General features: G+C 55.8%; 25 protein-coding genes. 21 read left to right on the forward strand and 4 right to left on the reverse strand.

What is annotated here, in order from left to right; genetic code table 11:
* Together RDV48_06705 and RDV48_06710 are read left to right on the forward strand one after the other, a co-directional pair.
* The coding region (locus tag RDV48_06705) for a hypothetical protein (GenBank protein ID MDQ7822469.1) at nucleotides 1–712 on the forward strand (712 nt) is incomplete at its 5' end.
* An 18-nt stretch (nucleotides 713–730) separates the two neighbouring features.
* Nucleotides 731–1753 carry a YCF48-related protein gene (locus RDV48_06710; protein ID MDQ7822470.1) on the forward strand — a complete coding sequence of 341 codons (1023 nt, stop codon included), beginning with the start codon at nucleotides 731–733 and terminating at the stop codon, nucleotides 1751–1753.
* Nucleotides 1754–1761: 8 nt separating this feature from the next.
* On the opposite strand, the gene RDV48_06715 is transcribed toward RDV48_06710, so the two are convergent.
* Entirely contained in the window at nucleotides 1762–2073 is a 312-nt protein-coding gene (locus RDV48_06715) for an Ada metal-binding domain-containing protein (GenBank protein MDQ7822471.1), read from the reverse strand.
* Between the two features lie 148 nt (nucleotides 2074–2221).
* On the opposite strand from RDV48_06715, the gene csaB reads away from it, so the two are divergent.
* The 8 genes from csaB to uvrC all read left to right on the forward strand — a co-directional run bounded on the left by csaB (nucleotide 2222) and on the right by uvrC (nucleotide 11863).
* Nucleotides 2222–3352, forward strand: coding sequence for a polysaccharide pyruvyl transferase CsaB (gene csaB, locus RDV48_06720; protein MDQ7822472.1), 1131 nt, complete (start codon nucleotides 2222–2224; stop codon nucleotides 3350–3352).
* Between the two features lie 71 nt (nucleotides 3353–3423).
* Nucleotides 3424–4101 (forward strand): hypothetical protein, encoded by a 678-nt coding sequence (locus RDV48_06725; GenBank protein MDQ7822473.1) that lies wholly within the window; start codon nucleotides 3424–3426, stop codon nucleotides 4099–4101.
* A gap of 67 nt (nucleotides 4102–4168) precedes the next feature.
* Nucleotides 4169–4876: a cell division ATP-binding protein FtsE gene (ftsE, locus tag RDV48_06730; protein MDQ7822474.1), complete on the forward strand. Its 708-nt coding sequence runs from the start codon at nucleotides 4169–4171 to the stop codon at nucleotides 4874–4876.
* 3 nt (nucleotides 4877–4879) lie between these two features.
* On the forward strand, nucleotides 4880–5758 hold the full coding sequence (gene ftsX, locus RDV48_06735) for a permease-like cell division protein FtsX (protein ID MDQ7822475.1): 879 nt from the start codon (nucleotides 4880–4882) through the stop codon (nucleotides 5756–5758).
* The gene (locus RDV48_06740) at nucleotides 5758–6987 is read left to right on the forward strand and encodes a peptidoglycan DD-metalloendopeptidase family protein (protein ID MDQ7822476.1); all 1230 of its coding nucleotides are present in this window, start codon (nucleotides 5758–5760) and stop codon (nucleotides 6985–6987) included. Before ftsX ends, RDV48_06740 begins: the two co-directional genes overlap by 1 nt.
* Before the next feature lie 115 nt (nucleotides 6988–7102).
* Nucleotides 7103–8668, forward strand: coding sequence for a S41 family peptidase (locus RDV48_06745; GenBank protein ID MDQ7822477.1), 1566 nt, complete (start codon nucleotides 7103–7105; stop codon nucleotides 8666–8668).
* 40 nt (nucleotides 8669–8708) lie between these two features.
* Nucleotides 8709–10157 (forward strand): S41 family peptidase, encoded by a 1449-nt coding sequence (locus RDV48_06750; GenBank protein ID MDQ7822478.1) that lies wholly within the window; start codon nucleotides 8709–8711, stop codon nucleotides 10155–10157.
* Between the two features lie 8 nt (nucleotides 10158–10165).
* Entirely contained in the window at nucleotides 10166–11863 is a 1698-nt protein-coding gene (gene uvrC, locus RDV48_06755) for an excinuclease ABC subunit UvrC (protein ID MDQ7822479.1), read from the forward strand.
* On the opposite strand, the gene RDV48_06760 is transcribed toward uvrC, so the two are convergent.
* A complete protein-coding gene (locus tag RDV48_06760; protein ID MDQ7822480.1) occupies nucleotides 11850–12677 on the reverse strand; it encodes a hypothetical protein in 828 nt (275 codons plus the stop codon). The two genes, uvrC and RDV48_06760, sit on opposite strands and share 14 nt — an antisense overlap.
* A 171-nt stretch (nucleotides 12678–12848) precedes the next feature.
* Between RDV48_06760 and RDV48_06765 the strand changes: the two genes are divergently transcribed.
* The gene (locus RDV48_06765) at nucleotides 12849–14651 is read left to right on the forward strand and encodes a serine/threonine-protein kinase (GenBank protein MDQ7822481.1); all 1803 of its coding nucleotides are present in this window, start codon (nucleotides 12849–12851) and stop codon (nucleotides 14649–14651) included.
* 7 nt (nucleotides 14652–14658) lie between these two features.
* Here the strand turns inward: RDV48_06765 and RDV48_06770 are convergent, their stop codons facing one another.
* Nucleotides 14659–15138 carry a prepilin-type N-terminal cleavage/methylation domain-containing protein gene (locus RDV48_06770; GenBank protein ID MDQ7822482.1) on the reverse strand — a complete coding sequence of 160 codons (480 nt, stop codon included), beginning with the start codon at nucleotides 15136–15138 and terminating at the stop codon, nucleotides 14659–14661.
* 27 nt (nucleotides 15139–15165) lie between these two features.
* Nucleotides 15166–16218 carry a radical SAM protein gene (locus tag RDV48_06775; protein ID MDQ7822483.1) on the reverse strand — a complete coding sequence of 351 codons (1053 nt, stop codon included), beginning with the start codon at nucleotides 16216–16218 and terminating at the stop codon, nucleotides 15166–15168.
* A 123-nt stretch (nucleotides 16219–16341) separates the two neighbouring features.
* On the opposite strand from RDV48_06775, the gene RDV48_06780 reads away from it, so the two are divergent.
* The 10 genes from RDV48_06780 (at nucleotide 16342) to ruvB (ending at nucleotide 25271) form a co-directional block, all read left to right on the forward strand.
* Nucleotides 16342–16965, forward strand: coding sequence for a site-2 protease family protein (locus RDV48_06780; GenBank protein MDQ7822484.1), 624 nt, complete (start codon nucleotides 16342–16344; stop codon nucleotides 16963–16965).
* 24 nt (nucleotides 16966–16989) lie between these two features.
* Nucleotides 16990–17631: a hypothetical protein gene (locus tag RDV48_06785; protein ID MDQ7822485.1), complete on the forward strand. Its 642-nt coding sequence runs from the start codon at nucleotides 16990–16992 to the stop codon at nucleotides 17629–17631.
* Between the two features lie 25 nt (nucleotides 17632–17656).
* The gene (rimO, locus tag RDV48_06790; GenBank protein MDQ7822486.1) at nucleotides 17657–19063 is read left to right on the forward strand and encodes a 30S ribosomal protein S12 methylthiotransferase RimO; all 1407 of its coding nucleotides are present in this window, start codon (nucleotides 17657–17659) and stop codon (nucleotides 19061–19063) included.
* Between the two features lie 10 nt (nucleotides 19064–19073).
* Nucleotides 19074–20303, forward strand: a complete 1230-nt coding sequence (locus RDV48_06795) for a tetratricopeptide repeat protein (protein ID MDQ7822487.1) — start codon at nucleotides 19074–19076, stop codon at nucleotides 20301–20303.
* 74 nt (nucleotides 20304–20377) lie between these two features.
* Nucleotides 20378–21664 carry an asparagine--tRNA ligase gene (asnS, locus tag RDV48_06800; GenBank protein MDQ7822488.1) on the forward strand — a complete coding sequence of 429 codons (1287 nt, stop codon included), beginning with the start codon at nucleotides 20378–20380 and terminating at the stop codon, nucleotides 21662–21664.
* A 27-nt stretch (nucleotides 21665–21691) separates the two neighbouring features.
* Complete coding sequence (locus tag RDV48_06805; protein ID MDQ7822489.1) at nucleotides 21692–22393, forward strand: hypothetical protein; 702 nt, start codon at nucleotides 21692–21694, stop codon at nucleotides 22391–22393.
* 33 nt (nucleotides 22394–22426) lie between these two features.
* Nucleotides 22427–23173 (forward strand): YebC/PmpR family DNA-binding transcriptional regulator, encoded by a 747-nt coding sequence (locus tag RDV48_06810; GenBank protein MDQ7822490.1) that lies wholly within the window; start codon nucleotides 22427–22429, stop codon nucleotides 23171–23173.
* A gap of 3 nt (nucleotides 23174–23176) precedes the next feature.
* The gene (ruvC, locus tag RDV48_06815; GenBank protein ID MDQ7822491.1) at nucleotides 23177–23662 is read left to right on the forward strand and encodes a crossover junction endodeoxyribonuclease RuvC; all 486 of its coding nucleotides are present in this window, start codon (nucleotides 23177–23179) and stop codon (nucleotides 23660–23662) included.
* Nucleotides 23659–24258, forward strand: coding sequence for a Holliday junction branch migration protein RuvA (ruvA, locus tag RDV48_06820; GenBank protein ID MDQ7822492.1), 600 nt, complete (start codon nucleotides 23659–23661; stop codon nucleotides 24256–24258). Before ruvC ends, ruvA begins: the two co-directional genes overlap by 4 nt.
* Nucleotides 24255–25271 (forward strand): Holliday junction branch migration DNA helicase RuvB, encoded by a 1017-nt coding sequence (gene ruvB / locus RDV48_06825; protein ID MDQ7822493.1) that lies wholly within the window; start codon nucleotides 24255–24257, stop codon nucleotides 25269–25271. Before ruvA ends, ruvB begins: the two co-directional genes overlap by 4 nt.
* The last annotated feature ends 11 nt before the right edge of the window (nucleotides 25272–25282 follow it).

A 25282-nucleotide genomic window follows, 5' to 3' on the forward strand; every position in this document is an offset into this window, starting at 1 on the left:
GCAGGGCGGCCAGCAGGGCGGTATGATGCAGGGCGGCCAGCAGGGCGGCATGATGGGCCCCGGCGGACAGCAGGGCGGCATGATGCAGGGCGGACAGCAGGGCGGCATGATGCAGGGCGGACAGCAGGGTAACAGGTCCCAGGGCGGACAGAAGAGCGGTGGATACCCGACATACCAGGGCGGCAAGACGGGGAAAAAGAAGACGAACACCCAGCAGGGCGGCGGATATCCTCAATATCAGGGTGGACAGCAGGGCGGCATGATGGGCCCCGGCGGGCAGCAGGGCGGCATGATGGGCCCCGGCGGACAGCAGGGCGGCATGATGGGCCCCGGCGGACAGCAGGGCGGCATGATGCAGGGCGGACAGCAGGGCGGCATGATGGGGCCCGGCGGACAACAGGGCGGCATGATGCAGGGCGGACAGCAGGGCCAGGGCGGACCCGGAATGGGCCCCGGCGGACAGCAGGGCGGCATGATGCAGGGCGGACAGCAGGGCCAGGGCGGGCCCGGAATGGGTCCCGGCGGACAACAGGGCGGCATGATGGGCCCCGGCGGACAGCAGGGCGGCATGCAGGACCCCGGCGGCCAGCAGGGCGGCATGATGGGTCCGGGCGGGCAACAGGGCGGCATGCAGGGCGGCCAGCAGGGGTACGGGCAGGGCCAGAGGCCGGGCCAGTACACGCAAGGAATGAATCCTGGAGGAAACCGTTAAGGATAAATCAGTCACAAGATGAAATACAGGCTGTTTATCGCGGCGCTGATACTGCTCTCGTGGATAACCTTTCCTTCCCCTGCGGAAGGTCATGATTACCTTTTATCCCTCACGACTGACCAGGTCTATTTCAGCGCCGACGGAGGCGCTTCCTGGGACTGCCTTTACATAGAGAGCGATTTCCCTCTCCATTATAACGATATAGCCATTGACGCAAGGAACCGCGTCATGTATGTCGCCTCAGGGAATGCCCTCATGAAGAGCGCCGATTCAGGAATCAACTGGGAGAGGCTCCACCCCTCGGGGAAGCCCGCTTCCGTCAATCTTATTACCGTAAGCAACGATGACAGCTCCTCAATCTATGCGGTAGAGCCCCGCGGCCTCTACTACTCGCCCAACAGGGGCAGATCCTGGAAATCCCTGGCTCTCCCGGCGAAAGGAATCTGCTGTATCGCGGCATTCAGCGCCAGGAACAAGATTTATCTCTGCAACAACAGCAAGATTTACAGGAGCCTGGACAACGGCCTCACCTGGCAGTCCATCACTTCCGGCCTCCCGCGGGCCATCAACATAAGGGATATGGCAGTGAGCCCGTCCAGGAGCGATGAGATCTTTCTCTCTACATCCGAAGGCCTCTACAGGAGCAATGACGGGGGAAGAACCTGGTGGGAGAAAAAAATTACGAAAAAAGACTGGATCAAGTCTGAAAAAATACTTTACTGCCAGGGCAACCCTGACGTGGCTTACATGCTGTCAGTGGACGAGAAGGAGGGCGGCTTCGGCTTCCTGAGAAGGAGCAGCAATGGCGGCGACTCCTGGACCACCATCGCCCACAAGGAAGAAATACGGGCTTTTGCAGTCAATCCCGCAAACTCAAGTAAAGTCTATTACCTGGGGCACAGCACCATGGAGATGTCGGGCACGGAGACTCTTTTCAGGAACATCTATGTGTCAGGTGACAGCGGAAAAAACTGGAAACAGCTTGAAGGCATGCTTCCCGGCTCGGAGAATATCACAAAAATCGTGGTCCGCCCCTGGTAACCGCACCGTTAACGGTTCTGCTGAGGTTTTGGCATCCCTTCCGGCAAGTCCTCATGGGGAGGCTTGCAGTACTTGCAAGGCTTGAATCCTGCCTGTGTCGCTGAAAGTGGGGAATCCAGGGGGACTATCTGGCTCTCATGGGGACATTTTTTGCATTTCGGCATGTGATAAATCCGAGTGCTGCTGTCACCGACAAAATTTATCTGCTGGGCGATGGGGGCGTTGGGCTTGGACTGGGCTGTTTCCTCGCACCCGCTCAGCCATACCAGGAAAAATCCAAAGACTATCATTACCGCTATCACAAGAAGAACTTTCCTCATGTCTCCTCCTCTTTGACTTCCTGCCAGAGATCAGTTCACGGGGGGCATCCCCCCATAAAATATTACTTATTCTTAACTCATTTGATAATTCCTTTTTCGCCATGAATTCCGGGAGGAAAAAACATGATGACGTAAAATAACCTTTTCTATGGGCAGACAGGGCAAGAGCGTTCTTATATCGGGCTATTACGGCTTCGGCAATATGGGAGATGAGGCAATTCTCTCATCAATGATAAAAGCGCTCAACAGGTTTGTGCCCGAGCTCTCGATAAAAGTTATTGTGCAGAAGATGCCTGCCACCCCTTCCAGCTTCACTGTAATCCCCGTGCTGAGAAAGGATTATCTCCACCTCCTCAGGGCGATGCTGGGATGCGATCTTTTCATCAGCGGCGGAGGCGGACTCATACAGGATGTGACAGGGGTGAGCACCATTCAGTATTACCTGGGAATGGTGATGCTTGCCAAGCTCATGGGCAAGAAGGTGATGTACTATGCCCAGGGCATCGGGCCGGTGAACACCGACAGGGGAAAATGGTACACCCGCTGGATCTCCGACAAGGCAGATCTCATCACCGTGCGGGACCGCGAGTCCAAAGAGGAGCTCATCAGGATGGGGGTGAAAAAGCCTCCCATCGTGGTCACCGCGGACCCGGTACTTGCCCTTGAGCCGTCGCCTCAGGCCAGGATAGATGAAATTACCAGGGAGGAAAGCCTTCCCGTGGGATCGTCGATGAAAATCGCCATTTCAATAAGACCCTGGAAGTCTGCCGTGGACTACACCGCCATAATGGCCGAGCTTGCAGACAGGCTTATCGAGCTGTACAATGCCGAGATAGTCTTCATACCCTTCCAGATATCACAGGATATGGAAGTCTGTGAGAAGGCAAGGGGGGCAATGAAGAGAAAAGCCCACCTTGTAAGGGGGAGTTATACCCCGGAAGAGCTCCTGGGTCTTATGGGCACCATGGACCTAATCATCGGGATGCGTCTTCACTCGCTGATCTTCGGCTGCACGCAGAACATACCGATGATCGGCATAGTCTATGACCCGAAAGTGAAGATTTTTTCCGAGCTGATTGAGATTCCCTGCATTCCTCTCGATGAGGTAAACGCAGAAGGTATTATCGAGCTTGTAGGTGAACTTAATGAAGGGAGGGAAGTGCTCAGGAAAAAGCTCGGTCTCTCAAGCGGGCTGCTTCGGGAGAAAGCGCTCAAGACTGCCGAGCTTGCAGGGAAACTGATCGAAGGCTTTCCCGCGAGGGCTTTGGAGGAAGCATAGCGGGGAACCTGTCTCTCATGAATCGTGATCTGCAGTTTAAAAATCAGTGGAGTCGATGGAGGGTTATTCTTATGGTTCTTACCAAGAAGAGCATTATGGGTGACGTTGCCAGGAAAGCAGCGGAGATCACCAAGAAAATGGAATACTGTTTTCCTGATTACAGGAGACTGGCTGATTCCGGATCCATCAATCTCTTCACGCTTCTTTATTATCATGAGCTTCAGCACAGGCCCTTTGACTCCCGCTGGGAGGGAAGGGACCGGGTGGTCACCACAAAAGGCCCGCAGACAGCAAGTCAGTGCGCCGTTCTTGCCGAGATGGAATATTTTGGATGGAACCAGGCAAATACTCTGCTGTCGCGCATATATGGAGGTGATCAGAACCTTATTGTCGATACGCCGGGCGCCGACATCATCGCCTCTTCGCCTGACATGGCGATGACAATAGCCAACGGGATAGCCCTCTGGGCAAGAACCATCCAGGCGGAGTTCAAGGTCTATGCCGTCCTTGACAGCCTCTCTGAGGCAAGGTTCCTGGAAATAATATATTCCACGGCGCTCGCCCAGCTTCAGAACATTGTCACCGTCCTCAGAATACCGCAGGGACATTACAGGGGAGATATCATCCACAACTGGTTCACCCTGGGATGGCACATCGAGGAGGCTGACTTCCAGGATATGGAATCAATATTTCATGCATTTTCCGGAGCCTCCAAGATGAGAGGGAAGCCCACGGTCCTGATCGGCTGAGGGCACCGCCCCCGCGGTGGAGAGCCTGGATTCTCTCACTGTCAACTCCCTGGAGCGATCATTCTCAATGATAGAAATGCACAACATCAACCTTGTTTACCGCAACGGGGTCCAGGCACTTTCAGATATCAACCTTTACGTGGAAAAGGGCGAGTTCATCTTCCTCGTGGGGTCCACCGGCTCAGGGAAATCAAGCCTCCTGAAGCTCATTTACCGCGAAGTGGTGCCGTCCTCGGGGGACATCTATGTCAATGACAGGGACATCACCGACATGAAGAGGCGTGAAGTGCCTTACCTGCGGAGAATGCTTGGAGTGGTCTTTCAGGATTTCAAGCTCATCCCCCAGAAGACAGTGTATGAGAATGTGGCCTATGCCCTTGAAGTGACGGGAACAAAGGGCAAAGAGATAGCGCCAAGGGTCCACAAGGTGCTCGAGCTTGTAAACCTTGAAGGGAAGGCAAAAAGGTTCCCCGGCGAGCTCTCGGGAGGCGAACAGCAGCGCACGTCCCTTGCAAGGGCTCTTGTGAACTCCCCCCTCATCCTTCTTGCCGATGAACCCACGGGAAACCTGGATCCCGAGTCTTCATGGGAAATCATGCAGCTCCTGCACAGGATCAACCAGCAGGCAACGACGGTCCTCATGGCGACCCATAACCGCGAGGTAGTTGACTTGATGAAAAAAAGAGTAGTGGTTCTCTCAAAGGGCAGGATCTCCGTGGACCAGGAGAGGGGCTCTTACTTTCCCATCGTGGGTGAAGCGCAACAGGAGAAGTGACCGATGTCCAATTTCTCTTACTTCTTCAGGGAAGTATATATCAATATGAAAAGAAACGTGCTGATGAGCGCGGCTTCCATATCCACTGTACTGATTCTCTCGCTGATGCTCGGCTTTTTTATAATAATAGTGATGAACCTGAACTATTGGAGCGAAAACCTGGTAAAACAGCTCCAGATCGTGGTCTATATCTCCGACGACTTCAACGAGAGGCAGATCAAGGTTCTCAAGAGCTCCCTCGAGACGACGGCCGGTGTCTCCACCATCACCTATATTCCCAAGGACGAGGCCCTGAAAAAACTCAGGGAGAAGCTTAAAAACCAGCTTGAGCTCTCCGAGATAGGCAAGAATCCTCTTCCCAACTCTTTCGAGATCACTGTCAGTGAGCCCGGCAAGATCCCCCACGTGGCATCGCTTATCCGGCATTACCCCGGAATAGAGAAGGTAAGATATGGTGAAAACATCACCAGCAAGCTCATATCAATCAACAAGGCCGTTCACTGGGTGGGCATCATCATTGTGAGCGCCCTGCTCATATCCACCATCTTCATCGTGAGCAACACCATAAGAATAACAGTCTTTGCTCGGCGCAAGGAGATATCCATCATGCAGCTTGTGGGCGCAGCGAACTGGTTTATCCGCTGGCCTTTCATCCTGGAAGGGGTGCTCCAGGGAGTCATAGGCTCTCTTATCTCCGTCATCCTCCTCAAGGTGGCATACGGGTATCTGATCCCCAAAGTGCATATGGCACTTCCTTTCCTTATCATGGTCCCTGCCCACTCCCTCATTGCCCTGGTCACCCTCACGCTGCTGGGAACGGGCTTCATTGTGGGAGCCGCAGGGAGCCTCATCTCGGTGAACAAGTTCCTCAGGTTGCAATAATGGCAGGCTTCATGAACCATCTCGCCCAAAAACTGAAGCGCCCCTGTCACGTCACCGTGGCGGCGGCCCTGCTGTTCCTGCTTGCCACTTCGGCCTCTCATGGCGAGGGAGAGGTAAAGAATAAAGGGGAGCACCTGAGGACCCTCAGAATGAAGATGGATGTGAAGAAAAAGCTCATCCAGCAGAGCCAGGGCCGCCTCCACTATGAAAAATTCCGCCTTTCGGTGATGAATGGAAGGGAAAGAGACCTGTCGGCGCAGCTCCAGACAACGGAGACCAACCTATGGAGCGTTGAAGAGGCCATAAGGAACTTGAATGACCGGAGGGTGAGAGTCACCGATGAGATTGCAGTGCTCCGGGCCAGGATCAAAGTGCTCCGGGACCGCCTCGATTCAAAACAGAAGCATCTCCTGCTCCGGCTCAGGGATATCTATACCAACAGGGAGATAAACTATTTCTCGGTGATCCTGGAATCTGAAAATTTCAGCGACTTCATCAACAGGGTCGAGTTTTTCCAGAGGATTGTAAAGGCAGACACGGAGATGATTGCCGAATTCAAGGCCGAAAAGAAAAAGCTCAGCAATGAACAGGCCCGGCTCGAGGAGCTCGAGAGCGAGCTCGTGGCAATGGAGAAGGAGCAGCGAAAAAAACAATATTCCCTCCAGGGCCTCAGGAACACAAGAAGCGGGATCCTGGCCGAGGTCAGTCTACAGCGCAACCAGATTGCAAACAATGTCTATGAAATGGAGCTGCTCACCAAGGAGCTTGAATCCCAGCTTGAAGGCCTCATAAGAGAAGAGCAGGCCATGAACCAGAACAACACGAAGGAGGGGCCCATCAGAAGCGAGGCGAGGTACATCTGGCCTGCGAAAGGCTTTCTCACCTCGGCTTTCGGGTACAGGATGCATCCAATCCGTGGAATTGTCATCTTTCATTCCGGGATAGATATCGGCGCTCTCTACGGAACCCCTGTTGTCTCCGCAGCCAGCGGGATAGTCATATATTCAGGCTGGTACGGCGGTTATGGGAACGCCGTTATCATCGACCACGGAGGAGGCTACTCGTCACTCTACGCCCACTGCTCCACTCTTTACGTGGTGAAGAGGCAGAAAGTCTCACAGGGCTCTCTTATCGCTTCGGTGGGGAGCACGGGGATGAGCACGGGACCGCACCTCCATTTTGAGATAAGGCAGAACGGCGTGCCCATAGACCCGAGAGGAAAACTTTGAAAACATCTTGAAATGATGCGGCCTCTTCTGTTACAATAGTAGAGCGTGAAGTGCAGAAAACAGATAAATCCCGGGGAGCCCTGAAGCCCCTGGCTTACAAGATATGGAGGTTTAAATGAAGAAGAGATCTGGAATTCGCTTAGTTCTGCTTTCCCTGGTCCTGGCAGCTATTCTGCTCCACAGCAGCGCCGCTGCAAAGGAAGTGATCGGCGCCATCAAAGAAGAGAAGGGAGTGAGCCTCGAGTCAATCGATGAGATCTTCACGCTTGTGAACAACGAGTATGTGAAGCACATCAAGCAGATTGACCTGATAAACGGCGGACTTGAAGGCATAAGGGCCTACTTCAAGAAACAGAAAAAGGACAGTGCCTTCGTCAAGGACATTCCGGGGAACCTTCCCTATAAGCAGGCAGTGGCAAAATTCAACGAGATCTACAGGAAAGCTCTCACCAAGGCCGCGCCGGGAGCAAAGGAGCAGCTTTCATATTATACCATAAAGGGGATGCTCAAAACCCTCAACGATCCCTACTCGGTCTTTCTTGATCCCAAGGAATACGCAAGCCTGATGGAGCAGATGAAGGGCGGGAGCTTCGGGGGAATAGGGATCTATATAGAAATGGACAAGGATAAAGGGAACCAGCTCACCGTGGTCGAGACTATCGAAGGCACACCGGGGCACAAGGCAGGCCTCAAGTCGGGGGACCTCATCCTCAAGGTGAACGGAAAATCCACCAAGGGCTTGAAGATTGAGGATGCACAGAAACTGCTGAGGGGCGATGTGGGATCAAAAGCGGTGCTCACCGTGCAGAGGAGCGGCGTGAAGGAGCCTTTTGATATCGAGGTGGTCCGCGATACCATAAGGGTGCGCTCCCTCAGCTCCAAGATGCTGGACAACAATGTCGGCTATATCAAGCTGATGATTTTCGGCGACAACACGAGTCACGAGATGAAAGCCGCCCTTGAGGACCTTGAGAAGAAGGGGGCCAGGGCCTATATCCTGGACCTGAGGAATAATGGAGGGGGCTATGTCAATGCCGCTCTCAACGTGTGCAGCGAGTTCCTCTCCACGGGCAGCAACGTCGTCACCATTATCAAGAAGGGAGTGCCCGATATCCCCTACCAGAGCATACCGAACATAAGGACCAAGGCGCCGCTGGTGAACCTGGTCAACAAGTACAGCGCCAGCGCATCGGAGATCACTGCGGGAGCCCTCCAGGATCACCATGCCGGCGTCGTGATGGGGACAAAGACTTTCGGCAAGGCCAGCGTCCAGAAGATATACCCCATGCCGAACGGCTCGGCCATCAAGCTCACGACGGCCCACTACGTGACGCCGAACAAGAGGAACATCAACAAGATTGGCATATCTCCCGACAGGCTCATCGAAGAGAAGACCGCAACCAGTGAGAAGGATCCGCAGCTTGAAGCGGCTAAAGCCTTCCTTCTCGAGGAGATGAAAAAGAAGGAGCTTGAGCGCCTCGACAGGAGCGTCTACAAGGACTCCATCCATGTGAGAAACCTTGAGGAGCAGTATTCCTACCTCAGGAAAGTATACGGCGAGAAGGCCAGGATAAAAAAGAACGTGCTTGTCTTTGAAAAGGGGCAGTTCTATGACAGGGTAACCATTGACAGCGGTGATGGCGAAAAGACCGTCATATTTGACCTACATGACCTGCTCTGACGGCCAGCCCGGCCGGGAGCAGAAGGAGGCCTGACAGCCCGTGAAACGAAAGCTCATGTTTTTTCTCCTGTGGCTCCTCGTGGGAGTCACAGGATTTCTCGTGGGGACAAGGCTCAGCTCGCCCGGCGACACCAAAGGGGTGGCGCCCTCAAAACCACTGGTGAATGCCGCCAGCACCCAGGCATCGAAGATCACTGTCTCCATGGGAGAAAATGACCTGGAATCGGTATTCCAGGTAGATATCACCGTGGTGGACAAGGCCCTCCAGATGCTCAAGGAAGAGTACATCGATGACATCAATTCACGGAAGCTGTTAAGCGGTGCACTTGAAGGCCTCAGGAAGAGGGTGGCCTCGCACAAGCTCAAGACCGATATGATAAAGCCCCTCCCCCAGGGAACAAATGAAAAGGAGCAGCTCAATACACTGAAAAAGACTTACTCACAGCTTCTTGCACTCTACGGGGGAAAGGTCAAGGAGGCTGACCTGGCTTACGGGGCCCTCATCGGGATGATGGATGCCCTGGGTGATCCTTACTCGGTGGCCCTCGAACCGAAGGAGTACAGCCTGCTGAACGAGCAGATGAGCGGCGGGAATTATGGCGGCGCCGGCGTTTACATAGAGCTCTCCAAGAAGAGCGGGAACCAGCTCACGGTGGTGGAGCCCATCGAGGGGAGCCCTGCAGAGAAGGCAGGTTTGAAACCCGGTGACATCATAAAGAAAATCAACGGCCTCTCCACAAAGGGCATTGATCTCGAGGTGGCAGCCCAGAGAATCAGGGGGGAAGTGGGATCGACCCTTGTTCTCACCATAGAGCGGAAAGGCGGCGCCCTCAAAGACTACCGCATGAAGCGCGACTTTATCCATGTGTCGAGCGTCACTTCGGAAATGAAGCCTGGGAATATCGGGTATGTAAGAATAAGGTTTTTTGGCAATGAGACTGACGGTGAGTTCGCCAAGGCCCTGGAGCAGGTCAGGACCCAGGGGGGCAAGGGACTCATACTCGATCTGAGAAACAACGGGGGCGGGTATATATCGGCGGCCATTGATGTATGCAGCAAGATACTTCAGAGCGGAACCCTTGTCGTGTCAGTGGTGAACCACAGGACAGGCCGCTCCGAAGTCCATAAGGCCTATGGCTACGAGCAGATCACGATGCCTATGGTGGTCCTGGTAAATGACCTCTCGGCAAGCGCCGCGGAGATCACGGCGGGGGCCATCAAGGACACCAACACAGGGATACTTGTGGGAGTGAGGACCTTCGGCAAGGGAAGCGTGCAGTCCATTCATGAGCTCCGTGACGGCGGCGCCCTCAAGTACACCATTGCAAAGTACCTCACGCCTAAAGGCACCGATATCAACAAGAAGGGGATAATACCTGATGTGCAGGTGGAAATGAATCCCGACAAGGTGGGAGGCACAGGCGATCTGCAGCTGCAGAAAGCCCTTACCATCATCAAGGCGAAGCTCAAAGAAACCTGCAGATCCTGAGACGTGCCATGGAAGAGATCTCCGACGCCTTGACGCTGAAGCTCAGTAATCTGCCCGATTCGAGCGGCGTGTATCTGATGAAAGACAAGGACAGCGCCGTCATCTACGTGGGCAAGGCAAAATCACTGAAAAACCGCGTATCCTCTTATTTTCAGGAGTCAAGGGATCATGCTCCCCGGATCTCCTATCTGGTGAGGCAGATAAGAGACCTGGACTTCATTGTCACCAGAAATGAGCTTGAGGCCCTCATACTGGAATACACCCTGATAAAGAAATACAGGCCCCATTTCAACGTGAGGCTCAAGGACGACAAGCGTTATCCCCTCATCGAGGTGACCTTCGATGATGACTTCCCGCGGGTGCACCTCGTAAGGAAAAAGACGGGGAAAAGAAACAGGGTCTTCGGCCCTTACACCGATTCAGGGGCAGTGCGGAAAGTCCTCACGGTGCTGAGGAAAAATTTCCTTATACGCTCCTGCAAGGACCACAGTCCGAAGAGGCAGAGGCCCTGTCTCAACTACCAGATCCACCAGTGCAGCGGTCCCTGTGCCGGCCTGATAAGCGCCGGAGCTTACGGCAGGCAGGTGGAAAAAGCCATGATGTTTCTCTCAGGCCATTCCTCCAGGCTGCTCAGGAGCCTGTACCGCCAGATGGACGAGGAGTCAAGGCTGCTCCACTATGAAAAATGCACCCTCATCCTGTCCCACATCCGCTCAATTGAAAAAGTGGAAGCAAACCGCAAGGTCCTGTTTGCAAAAACCCTGGATCGCGACTATATCGCCTTCAGCTCCATGGGGAAAAATGTCTGCGCCGAGGTGCTCCTCGTGCGGGAGGGACGGCTGATGGACGAGCATTATTTCATCTTCTCAGCCCCGGAGGACTCACCCGACGAAGAGTTGGCCAGGATCTTCATCCTCCATTATTATGGCCGTGGCACTTCTCCGGCGCCGGAAATCCACATGGATACCGCTGTGACGGAGCATGACCTTCTTGAGGAGTGGCTCACCGCCGGCGCGGGAAGAAAAGTCCGCATTGTTCAGGCTCCCGGCGGAAAAAGCGCGGAAATCCTGGCGATGGCACGCGAGAATGCCGTGGAGCACCTGCAGATGGAGAAGGCGACAGCCCTGAAAAAGAGCAGTGAGCGGCTCGCGCTCCTGGAGGAGCTCAAGGAGCTTCTGGGGCTCCCGTCCCTGCCACTGCGTATTGAGACCTATGACATATCCAACATTTCGGGCAAATTCGCCACAGGCTCAATGGTGGTCTTCACCAGAGGGGGCCCTGACAAGGCCTCTTACAGGCATTTCAGGATACGATGCAAGGAGACTCCCGATGACGTGGCCATGATGAGGGAGCTGCTCGAGAGGCGCTTCACCGTCAAAGACGGGGCTGACGGCAAGGAAGCCTGGAAAGCGAGCCTCCCCGACCTGGTGCTCCTTGACGGCGGAAAGGGCCAGCTCTCAATGGGAATGTCGCTTTTTGAGGAGATGGCCCTGGAGATACCCCTGGTGTCCCTTGCAAAAAAAAACGAGGAGCTTTACCGCTCCCCCGGAGATACGCCCCTTATCCTTCCAAAAGACTCCCGGCTCCTGCACCTCATGCAGCACATGCGCGATGAATCGCACCGCTTCGCCGTTACCTACCACAGAAAGCTCCGGTCCAGGGAATTGCACGCTCTCTTCAGGAAAACTGCCGTCAGGCCTTCGTGATGCTGTACCCCACGCGGGAGGTGTCAAAGCCGCCGGCCACGTGGATGATGACTTCTTCCAGAGTTACCGTGAGATGCCCCTTCACGCCCCTGAAAGCGCCCGTAATCCTCACTTCGTTATTCTCTCCCATGATCTGGAACTCTGTTCTCAGTGAGCACTGCGGCCCTGAGACATTGATGATCGACGGTGTCTCCTGCTCCACGACAATATCGTGGGAGGCGCCTTCGACAGTGCCCTGGTAATGGTATTTCCCTTCTTCCTCGAAGAGGGAGAGATCGATCTTCTTGCTCTCCAGGAGGCCCCTGACGGCATAGCCCTTGCCTTCAGGAGTGATGAGCACCTTGGAATTATACTGTCCCGTGTCGCCTTCCAGGTCAAAGCCTTCCTCCATGGAAGTTATCCGGTAATTCGTGCGGAATTTGCCTGTATCGCCCACTACCGCGAAGGAACGGCCCTCCTTCCTGATCGAGTAATCTGCCGTCTCACCGAGGAGGATCCCTTTGAAGAAATATCCTTCGGCATCCTTTCTTATGGCGAGGTTCGTGTTGAAGGGTGCGGTCTGCCCCTTTAACTGATAAGCCTCGCCTTCAACAGCGGGGAGGCGCAGGACCATGCCCTTTGTGCAGAAAAGGAGGGGTATCTCACCGAAAGCGATGAATGACACGGTAATGTGGCCTGGCACCTCGGGGAAAAGAGGGTAGGTAAGCCATTGCAGAATATTTTCCGGGGACAGGAAATTTGCCGCAAGGGTAAGTGTCGCTCCCGCTCCTTCGCTCTCCCTGGGGATTTCATCGGTTCCTTTTACTTCATCCATTCCGTGTTCCTCCTCTTTGGGAGCCTCTCGCTATCGTCGGCCTGAGGTCAGTCGCTCAGGGTACCCGCTCCCCTGTTTTCTCTATTTGACAGGGGAAGGGTCATTCCCTTCACAGGCGTCACAGGAGAAGGAATTTTGCCACCCGGGGGGAGAATGGGGAAGGAAGGCGGTATGATGAAACTGGTAAAAGGCTCTCTTGTGAACGAGCGGTACGAGGTCGATTCCCCCATCAAGTCAGGGGGGATGGGCGCTGTGTACAAGGCATTTGACACGCATTTCCGGCGCCGCGAGGTGGCACTCAAGGAGATGCTCCAGGAGTTTTCCTCCCAGGAGACCTTTGAGCTGGTGAAAAAGAAATTCGAGGAAGAGGCCAACATCCTTGTGATACTGAATCACCGTGGTATCCCAAGGGTGATAGATTATTTCACCGTGAGCGGCGTATGCTATATCGTGATGGATTTCATCGAGGGAACAAACCTGGAAAAGCTTGTCGATGAATACCTCAGCCTCACTGGAAAGCCTGTGCCCGAATACCTTGCAGCTGAATACGCCGTGCAGATATGCGAGGTCCTTCACTACCTCCACAGCCACAAGCCCAATCCCATCATCCACAGGGATGTCAAGCCCGGAAACATCATACTCCACAAGAAGTCCAGGGAGGTGTTCCTGGTGGATTTCGGCCTCGCAAGGGGTATTGACAGCCAGTCCCTGAGCACCAAGACGCTTGTGGGCACCGTGGGCTATGCCCCCCTGGAGCAGTTCAAGGGAAAGCCCGATACAAGATCCGATATTTACGGCCTGGGCGCAACGATGCACCATCTTATTTCAGGGAAACGGCCGGCGCCTTTGGCCATTGAGCCTCTTGAATCGGTTTATCCCCAGGCCAACAGCAGGCTCGCAGCGATAGTGGACAGGGCCATCGCGGAAAATCCCGACGACCGCTTCCAGACAGTGCTCGACTTCAAGGATGCCCTCGTGGAGGTGCTGCCGGCCCTCAGGAAGATGGAAGCCGATGACGCGGAAAAGGCGCCCCGAAATGAGGAAAACGGGGTTCCCACAAAGGTCGCCGCCGAAAAGAGAATGGAGCCTGCCCTCCGCCATGATGGCAGGACTTACGCCGATGATTCTATTGATGAGCGCGTCCGGCCTGCCGGGAGTAAGGAAGCTGCGGTTGGAACGTCGGGATGGTGGACTGCCAGGAATTATCTCGCGGCCGGCGCTCTGCTGCTTGTGCTTCTCCTGGCGGCGTTCCTGGTGAAATTGACGGCGGGGCATGGGGGAGTGGCCGGGAAAAAGGATCGCGCCATGTACACCCTCTTCGATGCCCTTGATAGAGAGATGGCAGCAGACCTCTGGGATTTTCTCGGCGAATACGGTGAAGTGCAGAATGACGAGAGGGGCTTGGTGCTCCTGGTCCCGAAAAGCGAGGGGGCGGGGATGGGCTATCACCGCTCAGCCTTTGTCTTTGCCGCTTCCCGGGAAGCTCTCACTCCCGGAGAAATCACCTTCAAACTGCGGTTTAGCGAGCAGAAGGCCGGCACCTTCATCTTTTTCTGGGGCTCCGAAGAGGGCCCCTCTCTGGGCGTTGAGCTCATCGATACCAGGGGCATTGAGGAAGCGGGGAAATACTCCGCCAGGTTTGTGCACTATGAAAAGGGCCTCTCCTTTGAAGAGCTCCGCAAAGCCGCGAAGGATCAGCTCCTCACCGGAATGGGCTTCAACCCGGCGGAAGGTCCTGACAGCAAAGGATCCTATCCCTCTGATAAGGTTCTCAAAGATGCCATGAGGTGGAAAATCAGCTTCCGCGGCGAAAGACCCGAAGCGGTATTTCTCCTGAACGATGACCGGCTGTGCGCCCTTGATCTCCCGCCGGGTCTTGAAAAAATACGCTATTTCGGCATGATGCTCGATAGAGACGAGGCCTTTCCCTCATCGCGGGCGGAAGCGCGGGAACTCAGGATATCGCCGAGGTGACAGCCTCTCAGTCGAAGGATATCTGCCCCCGGCTGAGGGAAAACTTCACCCTGTAAGTCTTGTCTGTCTCGGCGCTTGAAAAGATCAGGATGCCGGGGTCGGGTACCTTCACCTCCTGCCCGAATTCGTCGATGAGATCCCCTGACTCGGAAACCCTTATTACATCAGCTCTCGCTATGTTGTTGGAGTCGGTGATCCTGACGCCTGCAGGAAGCTTGAAAAGCCTGGGAGGCTGAATGTCGGAGGAGATGGTATAGGACGTGTAGGGGCCTTTTGCGGGCCGGAAAATCACTCCTGCCCTCTTCTTGGGCGACATGAGGGCAATTTTCTTGCAGGCATTCACGTTCTCTATGAACACCACGACGGCTGCCTTTACCACCGTCCTGTGGCGCATCTCAAGAAAAGTGAGAAAGATAGTGACAAGCATCACGATGATGACCATCACCATGAGAAGCTCGATGAGGGAGAATCCTTTTCTTTTTTTCATTGATGTCATTGCCATCAGAATATCCGTTCAGAGAGCTCCGGGGCCTGGATCATTATTTTCTCCCTCAGCGGGGAGATTATCCTTCTTCTCCGGCCCCATGTCCCTTTTCTTCAGGCACCAGGGATCGCTTGCCATGTAATCCCCGCCCGCCGCGAAATATGCCCTTGCCCTGCAGCCTCCGCAGAGCTCCTTTGATGAACACGAGCCGCACCGCCCTTTGTATTCCTCCATGCGAAGGGTTCTCATCACTTCCGAGCTGTTCCATATCTCGGAAAGTGTGCGCTCCCTCACGTTTCCCGCCGAGAGGGGGAGATAGGGGCAGGGATGCACGTCCCCCTCGGGAAGGATCACGCAGTAAGACAGCCCTGCCAGGCAGCCCCTTGTGAACCTGGTGGCGAGGCCTTTCTCCTTTGCTATCCTCATGAAAGTGGGGGCACAGGTGGGCTTGAGCTCGATGGGGCATTCCTTCGCCTTGTCCACGATTGCGGAGAGAAGCTTCTCATGGTCTCGCACCTTGAGCTGCTCTTCCTCCATTGATGCCGCCCGCCCCACAGGGACAAGGAAGAAAATATGGTGGGCTTTTGCCCCGAGGCTCACTGCCATATCGGTCAGGCCGCCTGCCTCCCGGCGGTTCTCATCTCTCACCGTGGTGTGAATCTGAAAGGGGAGGCCCGCTGCGCGGCAGCTCTCAATTCCGGCAAGTGCCTCCCGAAAGGCGCCCTCATGCTGCCTGAATGCATCGTGATCCCTTTCATTGCAGCTGTCAATACTGATACCTACCCTGGAAAGGCCCGCCGCCCTGAGGTGCCTCGCCGTGTCTTCCGTAATGAGGGTGCCGTTAGTCCCCAGCACGGTCCTGAGGCCGAGCCCCGCGGCATGGCTCACCAGCTCGAAAATATCTTCTCGCATCAGAGGCTCGCCTCCGCTCAGGATCATGAGCCTGAACCCCAGGGCGGCGATCTGGTCAAGAAGCTTGAATCCCTCTCCGGTAGTGAGCTCCCGGGAGCCCTTGCTGCCTGCATCACGGTAACAGTGGCGGCACGAGAGGTTGCAGGCCGCCGTAGTGTTCCAGGAGATCATAAAAGGCTTTGATTCCATAGCGTGTATTTTCACCGCAGACGGCTGATTTCCTCTGCAGGCTGGGGAAGGAGAAGTCAGGCTTGCTGGAGAATGATTGTGAGGCCCGGAAAAGGAGGGAAACAAGTGGAGGAGAGGCTTTTTCGCATCATCTTCGGAATCCCCTCCATTATCATTGCCATTACGGTCCACGAGTTCTTCCATGCCTGGACCGCCTTCCGGTGCGGCGATCCCACGTCCAAGTACGAAAACAGGGTAACCCTCAACCCCCTGGCGCACTTCGATCCCATCGGCGGAGGCCTTCTTCTGCTCACCCTTATCGTGATGCCTTTCACCTTCGGGTGGGGAAAGCCTCCCAACGTGAAACCGGAATACATGAAGAACCCCAGGACCGACGTGGTTCTTGTGGCGCTGGCAGGACCTCTCGCAAGCTTTGCCCTTGCAGGGGGCTCAGGCTTTCTGCTCAAAGCGGGGATTGTGGGTTACGGCACCCTGCCCGGCCTTTTTCTCTCCTATTTCACCATGGTGAACCTGGGGCTGGGGCTCTTCAACCTTCTCCCCGTGCCGCCCCTTGACGGCTGGAAGATACTGCAGGGCATCCTTCCTTATTCGCTGACGCGGCATATGGATGCCGTAGAGAGAAATGATCCCCGTGTGCTTATGGTGGTCCTCGTGATAGTGGCTTTTGCCGCGGGACCTCTCATTCAGGTGCCATACAATCTCCTTTACAGCCTTTTCACAGGCCAGTAAAGCCCCCAGAACAAGGAGGAACAGATGAAGCGATTTTTACTCATACTGCCAGCCCTCATAGGCGCCGCATTTCTCATCGCGGGCTGCCCGAAGGCGAGAAAAGACAACGAATACTTCCCAATGAAGGTAGGCTATCAGTGGCTCTACGAGACAAAAGTGGAGGGCCTCCAGCAGCCCATCAAGCTTGAAGTGAAGATCAACAGGACTGAAAAGGTTGACAATGACGAGTGCTTTGTCCTGGAGAGCTTCGTGAACTCAAGCGGGGAAAGTCTTCAAAAGGAATACTATGCCCAGACCAGTGAAGGAGTGACGCTTTTCAAGATATGCTGGCCCGATCAGGAAGTGATGCGCGAGCCTCCCGAGCTCGTGCTCAAGACGCCGGTCACCGTGGGGCAGGAATGGAAATGGCAGGGAAAAGTGCTCGACGAGAAGGCCTCTTACCAGTTCAAGGTCGAGAAGACCGAGAGGATAAAGGCCCTGGACAGGGAACTTGACTGCTTCAAGATCATCATCAGGGGAAAACACGACAGGGGGCTCGAGTACGAGATAAACCGCTGGTTCGCCCCGGGCATAGGGATGGTGAAAGAGGAGTCAACGCGGAGAGAAGGCACCAAGGAGGCAAAGATGACGGCCCTCCTGAAAAGCTTCAAAGGGGAAGGGAAATAGGAGGGGCCCCTATGGAAGGGCTGTTATGAAATTCTACCTCGTAAGCCTTGGATGCGCCAAGAACCTTGTGGATTCCGAGGTCATCATACACCACCTCGAGAAGGCCGGCCACGAGTGGGTCACAGGCGAAGACCTTGCTGATGCCGTGATCATCACCACCTGCTGCTTCATAGAATCGGCAAAGACAGAGTCGGTAGAGACCATCCTTGAATTCACAAGGAAGAAGAAGCGCTATTCCTACAGGGTTTTCGTGGGGGGGTGCCTCCCCTCCCGCTACGGCAGAGATCTCCTCTCCCTTATCCCCGAAGTTGACGGATGGTTCGGCATTGAGGAGGTCACCAGGGTAAGCGAGCTCATTGAAAAGCCCATTGAAGAGGGGCCTGCAATCCTCGTGAGCCCTCCCGGCAGCACCTTTACTCCCTACCAGGGAAGGAGGCAGGTGACGCCCTCTCACTGGGCGTACCTCAAGATTGCCGATGGCTGCGATCACCAGTGCTCCTTCTGCGTGATCCCCTCCATAAGGGGGCCCTACCGGAGCAGGCACATTGAAGCCCTTGCTGCTGAGGCATCGGTGCTTGCGGCCGCCGGGGTAAGGGAGCTCGTGCTTGTGGCACAGGATACAGGGCTCTATGGCAAGGACCTTTACGGGAGGCAGAGGCTCCCGGAGCTTCTTGTACGCCTTGAGGAAATAGAGGGTCTCCGGTGGATAAGGCTTCTCTATATCAACCCTCATTCCCTCGGCGATGAGCTCATCTGCTTCATGGAATCCTCGGTGAAAATGGTAAGATACCTCGACATCCCCTTCCAGCACGCGAGCAGGGAGGTCCTGAAAAGGATGAGAAGACCCGGGGGAAGGGATGAGTTCCTTGCCCTGATAGAAGGCCTGCGGGGCAGGGTGCCGGGCCTGGCCCTCCGCTCCACGTTCATCACCGGCTTTCCCGGCGAGACTCAGCAGGACTTCCAGGAGCTCCTGGATTTCCTGAGAGATGCCCGTCTTGCCAGGGCGGGCTTTTTTTCTTACTCCCGGGAGGAGGGCTCCCGCGCTTACTCCTATGAGGACAATGTCCCCGGCAGGGAAAAGGAGAGGCGCCACGATGCGGCGATGAGGCTTCAAAGGAAGATTGCAGGGGAAGTGAACTATGAGAGGCTTGGCAAAACGGTGGCCGTGATGATCGAAAAAAAGAGGGAACAGCAAGACACGGCATTTTTAAAAGGAATTACGGCAGAATTGGGGAATCCTAATAGGGGAAAACTCATGCTCCATGACATAGCCTTTATCGGCAGGTCAGAGTGGGACAGCCCCGACGTCGATGGCGTGGTGCTCCTGAAAACGAAGGAGCACAGCGAAGGCCCGGTGCCGTCTCCGGGAGACATAGTGGAGGCAGGAATAGAGGCCGTGTCGGCCTATGACGCCCTGGGGACTATAAAGTGAAGCCATTCCTATGAAAAACACTTTTATCAAGGAATCTCCGAAAATCATAAGGATCTTCCCCCAGCTGAAAGAGCGGAGGCTGGAGAATCATCTTGCCAGGGGACGGCAGCTCCAGGAAAAGGGGATGCTCGACGAAGCCATGAAAGAGTGGCAGAGCGCCGTATCCATTGACAGGCAGAACGTGGAAGGGCACCTTGAGCTGGGCATTGCCTACATAGACAAGGGAAAATACGAGAAAGCCCGCAAGCACCTGCAGAATGTCATAAAGCACGATCCCCTCTCTCTGGAGGTTTACTATTACCTGGGCCTCTCGCACTTCCAGCAGGAGGAGTATGAAAAAGCCCTCCAGACCTGGAAAAAAGCCCTGAGCCTCTCGCCCGACGACCTGGAGCTGAACCTGAGCCTTGCCGAGGCTTATGTCGAAATGGAAAAATACGGGGAAGCCCTCAGGCAGCTCGACAGGATTCTGAAGCTGAGACCCCACCATGTGGAAGCCCTCAACCTGCGGGCCCTCATCTTCTTTTACCTTGGCGAGTTCCACCAGGCTGTGGAAGTCCTCAAGTGGTGCCTGAAAATCAACCCGACCTATGCCCGGACCCATATCAACCTGGGGCTTGTTTACATGTACCAGGGCTGGCTTGACATTGCCATCACCGAGCTGAGAAAGGCCATCAGGATCTCGCCGACCTCTCCCGAGGCCCTCTTCAACCTGGGATATGCCCTGGCCAGGCGGGGCGAAAGGCAGCAGGCCGTCACCATACTCAGAAGCGCTTTCTCGCTTGAGCCCAGGATGGAGGAGACTCCCATACTTCTCGCCAACATCCTGATGGAGTGCGGGGAATTGAAGGAGGCCGAGCAGCTGCTTTCCCATGCCCTCTCGGTCAATTCCAAGTCCGTTGAAGCCCTCGTGAGCCTGGGAAACCTCCACCTCAGGAAAAGGGAGACAGCCCAGGCCATAAAGAGGTTCCGTGAGGCCCTCAAGATCGATCCCGACTCGCTTTACATAAGGCTCAACATCGGCAACACCTATTTCCAGGCAGGGCAGTATGTACGGGCTCTCCGCGAAGTTTACAGGGTCCTGGAGATCGACTCCCTCAATGCCGATGCCTATATCATCCTGGGAGACATCTACTATGCAAGAGGGATGCGTGAGAAGGCCGAGGAAGCCTGGAAAAAGGCCCTGGACATCTGCCCCAACGAGCTCGAAGCAAGAAGGCGCTTGCACAGCAACTCTCCGTAAGACGGAACCCCGGCAGCAGCCTATTATCATCATAGTTCAGGAGGTGTGCCTTGTCAGATACCCTCGCTCCCCCCGTGGTAAGGATCAGCGCCATAGGTGCCCATGAGGGCGCTGTGGTGACCATCAAGGGCTGGCTTTACAAGAAACGCTCAAGTGGAAAGATCGTGTTTCTCCAGATCCGCGACGGCTCCGGGACCATCCAGGCCGTGGCGGTGAAATCAGAGCTCCCCGGTGAGGCCTTTGAGAAGGCATTGAAAGCCACGCAGGAGAGCTCCCTGGTGGTCACGGGCAGCGTGCGGCAGGATGCCCGAGCCCCCGGCGGCTACGAGATGACAGTCACCGACGTGGAACTCATCCAGGTGGCGGAAGATTACCCTATTACCCCCAAGGAGCATGGCGTTGACTTCCTCATGGACAACCGCCACCTTTGGCTCCGATCCTCGAAACAGCAGGCCATCATGCGGATCCGCAACGAGATCGTGAGAGCGTGCGAAGACTACCTCCAGGGCGACGGCTTCATCAGGATTGACACCCCCATCCTCACCCCTGCCGCCTGCGAGGGCACCACAACACTCTTTGAGACCGATTACTTTGACAAGAAAGCTTACCTCTCGCAGAGCGGCCAGCTTTACAATGAAGCCAACTGCATGGCCTTCGGAAAGGTCTATTGTTACGGCCCCACCTTCAGGGCTGAAAAGTCCAAGACCAGAAGGCATCTGATGGAGTTCTGGATGCTCGAGCCGGAGATGGCCTACGCTGATCTCGACGAGGACATGAGGGTCGAGGAGGAGATGCTCTCCTACGTCGTCGCCAGGGTTCTGGAGCGGCGCAGGCAGGACCTGGAAACCCTTGAGCGGAACACCTCGGCGCTTGAGAACGTGAAGGCTCCCTTCCCGAGGGTTCACTACGAGGAAGCCATAAAACTGCTGAAGTCCGAAGGCGTAGAGCTGCCCTGGGGCGAGGACCTGGGCGCCGAGCATGAGACAGTCCTCTCAAAGAAGTTTGACAGGCCCTTCTTCGTCCACCGCTACCCCGTGAAGTGCAAGGCCTTTTACATGAAGCCCGATCCCGGGCGGCCCGATCTCGCCCTCTGCGTTGACATGCTCGCGCCCGAGGGATATGGCGAGATCACAGGCGGGGGACAGCGAATTGATGATTACGGCCTTCTCAGGCAGAGAATCGAGGAGCACGGCCTCCCGATAGAAGCATACCAGTGGTACCTGGACCTTCGGAAATACGGGTCGGTGCCCCACAGCGGATTTGGTATCGGGATAGAGCGGACCATCACATGGATCTGCGGGCTGGAGCACCTCAGGGAGAGCATTCCCTATCCTAGAATGCTCTCCCGTCTTTATCCATAGCGCCAGACGGCGGGAAAGAACCATCAGATGAGCGATCGGGCCTTTACAGGAGAGGAGTATTTTCTCAGGCTTGCCAGGAAGGCATACCAGATTACCGTGGTGAGAGTCCATGTCCATGAGCTCAACAATTATCTGACAGGCATCATGGGCTATTCCCAGCTTGCCCTGGAAGCCCAGGAGCTTGATGACACTCTTATGGAAGAGCTGAAGGAGATCGAGGGCAATTCCAGGCGCTCACGGGATACCATCAGAAAGATGGGATTCCTCTGGAAGGCCTGCGACGCGGCACTGAAACCTGTCGATTTTACCGGGCTTCTGAAGGAAGCGATATTGTACACTGTTTATTATGCCGAAAGGCGCGGTATGAACGTTGAACAGGACTATCCTCCCTCGTGCTCCGAGGTCACGGCATTCGAGGAAGATGCCCGTGACGCTCTTTACTGCCTTGTCACCTATCTTTTCACCAGGCTCCCCGAGGGCACCGACCTCTCAATTTCGCTTGAAGACGGGGTGGAAGAGCTCACCCTTGCCATAGAGACGCCCCATTATAAAGATCTTGCCTCTCATTTCGAGAGGGCAGCACGGGAGACCTGGCCCGGCGATGAGAAGAGCATGGATGCTCATATCCTTTTATGGAGCTTCCTGAAGCTTCTGGAAAGGCTCAAGGGGCACATGGCCCCGGGAAGTGCAGGGAGCAGAAAGGTGCAGATCGCTTTTCCCCGGGGATAAGGGAGATAATGTTCTACTAAAGGGAGGTTTCCAATGTCGGGTCATTCAAAATGGCACAATATCAAGATAAAGAAGGGGAAGATGGATTCACTCCGCGGAAAGCTTTTCACCAAGGTCTCCAAGGAGATCCATATGGCCGTGAGAGAAGGAGGCCCCGATCCCGATAACAATTTCCGCCTCAAGGTGGCAATCGGCAGGGCCAGGGACGTGAACATGCCCGCCGACAGCATCAAGCGCACCATAGAGAAAGCCTCAGGGTCAGGCTCAACGGACTACGAGGAGTTCATTTACGAGGGCTACGGCCCTGCAGGCGTGGCCCTCATCATGGAGATCGCCACCGACAACAGGAACAGGTCGGCGGCCGAAGTGAGGCGTATCTTTACAAAGAACGGCGGCAGCCTTGGCGAGACAGGGTGCGTGGCCTGGATGTTCCTGAAGAAGGGCCTTATTGTCATAAGCGGCGGAGCCGTTGACGAGGACACGCTTATGACCGTAGCTCTTGAAGCCGGCGCCGAAGACCTCCAGAATACCGACGACGGCTTCGAGATAGTGACGGAACTGGCCGCTCTGAGCGCAGTCCGCGCTGCCCTCGACGATAAGAAGATTGCCTACGAGTCGGCGGAAATCACGTGGATCCCTCAGAACACCGTGCAGGTGAAGGAAGATGATGCCGCGAATGTGCTGAGGCTCATGGAGGAGCTCGAAGAGCTCGATGATGTGCAGCAGGTGTATGCGAATTTTGACATCCCCAGAGAAATAATGGATAAGCTTGGAGCCTGACCTATGGTGATTCTCGGCATTGATCCCGGCACAGCCCGTACGGGCTACGGTGTCATTTCATCAAAGAATGGCACTATCGAGGCAGTCGCGTACGGATGCATCAAGACCGACAAGGACACCCCGAGGGAGCAGCGCCTTGCCATTCTCCACCGCGCTCTCCTCGAGGTTATCGAGGAGCAGAGGCCCGACGTGATGGCCCAGGAGCTCCTTTTCTTCAATAAGAATACGAAAACCGCCCTCCTGGTAGGCGAAGCCCGGGGAGTGATCCTCCTTGCGGCGGCCCAGAGCTCGCTCCCCGTAAAGGAATATACTCCTCTCCAGGTAAAGGGCAGCCTCGCGGGCTATGGAAGGGCTTCGAAGAGCGACGTGAAGGAAGTCGTGAAACTTCACCTCGGCCTGGAGAAAATCAAGGGCTCCGACGACGTGGCCGATGCCCTTGCCACGGCGCTCTGCCATCTTTTCCATCTCGAGACGGGAGATATCAGATGATAGCTCATCTCAACGGTATCATTGATTCCATAAAAAACGGCACCGTCGTCATGGATGTGAGCGGCGTGGGCTTCGCGGTGACAGTGCCCGTGAGGCCCCTTGGGCTCCCCGTTGCCGCGGGGCAGAAGGCCAGGATCTTTACGTGGCTCCATTCTTCAGAGGAGCGGCTTGAGCTCTTCGGCTTCTTTACAGAGGATGAACGGGAGCTCTTCCTGCTGCTCCTCGCGGTGAAAAATATCGGCCCCCGGATGGCTATGGCGATGCTCTCCTCGGTGGAGGCCCCCGAACTGGCCCACGCCATCCTCAGCGGTGACCTGGCACTCCTTAAGAAGATTCCCAAGGTGGGACCCAAGATTGCCGAGCGCGTCATCTTTGAGCTGAAAGACAAGGGGGAGCTCATTGCCCTGGCAGGTATCGGGAAGCCCCGCGGGGGGGGAGGCGCCGAAGACGTCGTGGCGGCCCTGGTGGACCTGGGCCTCACAGGCGCCGAGGCGAGGAAGGCCGTCGGCAAGGTCCTGAAAAAGGCGGGGAAGAAATCCATGGACTCTGAGGAGCTCCTGGCCCGGTCACTCGAAATCCTCGGGAGGAATGAATGAAGGATGAGCGCCGCAATACGGGGGGCCTCCTCTCAACAAAGCCCCTCGATGACGAGCTGGCCTATGACGAGTCCATAAGGCCCAGGACCCTTGAAGAGTACATCGGCCAGGAATCCATAAAGAAAAACCTGAAAGTATTCCTGGAGGCGGCCCTGAAAAGGGGAGAGGCCCTCGATCACGTGCTCCTTTACGGCGCACCGGGCCTGGGAAAGACGACGCTCGCCGCCATCATTGCCCGCGAGCTCGGCAGGAACCTCCGCTCCACGTCGGGCCCCGCCATCGAGCGCCCCATAGACCTCATCATCACCCTGAAATCCCTGAAAGAGGGCGATGTCCTCTTTATTGACGAGATTCACCGCCTCAGGAGGCCCATCGAGGAGATTCTCTATCCCGCCATGGAGGACTTCACCCTTGACCGCGTGATGAGCAAGGGAGTAGCTGCCCGGCCCATCAAGATCGACATCCCCCGCTTCACGCTCATAGGCGCCACCACCAGGGGAGGCGCCATATCGTCGCCTCTCAGGGCGCGCTTCGGCATCATCTTTTCCATGGGATTCTACGAGGCGGCCCACCTGAGGCAGATTGTTTCGAGGGCCTCCAGGATACTCCGCGTCTCACTGGAGGATGAGTCGGCCGTCGAGATTGCAGGCCGCTCCCGGGGGACGCCCCGCATCGCCAACAGGCTTCTCCGGCGTCTCCGCGATTTCGCCGAGGTGAAAGGCGGCGGCACAATCACCATCACGCTTGCCCGCCATGCTCTAGAGCAGCTCGGGATTGACAGGCATGGCCTTGATTCCGTTGACAGGAAGCTCCTGGAGATCCTGGTGGTGAAGTTCAGGGGCAAGCCCGTGGGAATTGAAACCATCGCCGCATCGCTGGGCGAAGAGCCGGAGAACATAGAGGAAGTGTACGAGCCTTACCTGCTGCAGCTCGGCTTTATCGACAAGACCAACAGGGGAAGGGTGGCAACGGCTCCCGCCTTCGAGTACCTGGGAGTGCCGATGCCTCTCTGAGCATAGAGCTT

Source organism: Candidatus Eremiobacterota bacterium, from assembly GCA_031082125.1.
In the GTDB taxonomy this organism is placed as follows: Bacteria; Vulcanimicrobiota; CADAWZ01; order CADAWZ01; family Ess09-12; genus Ess09-12.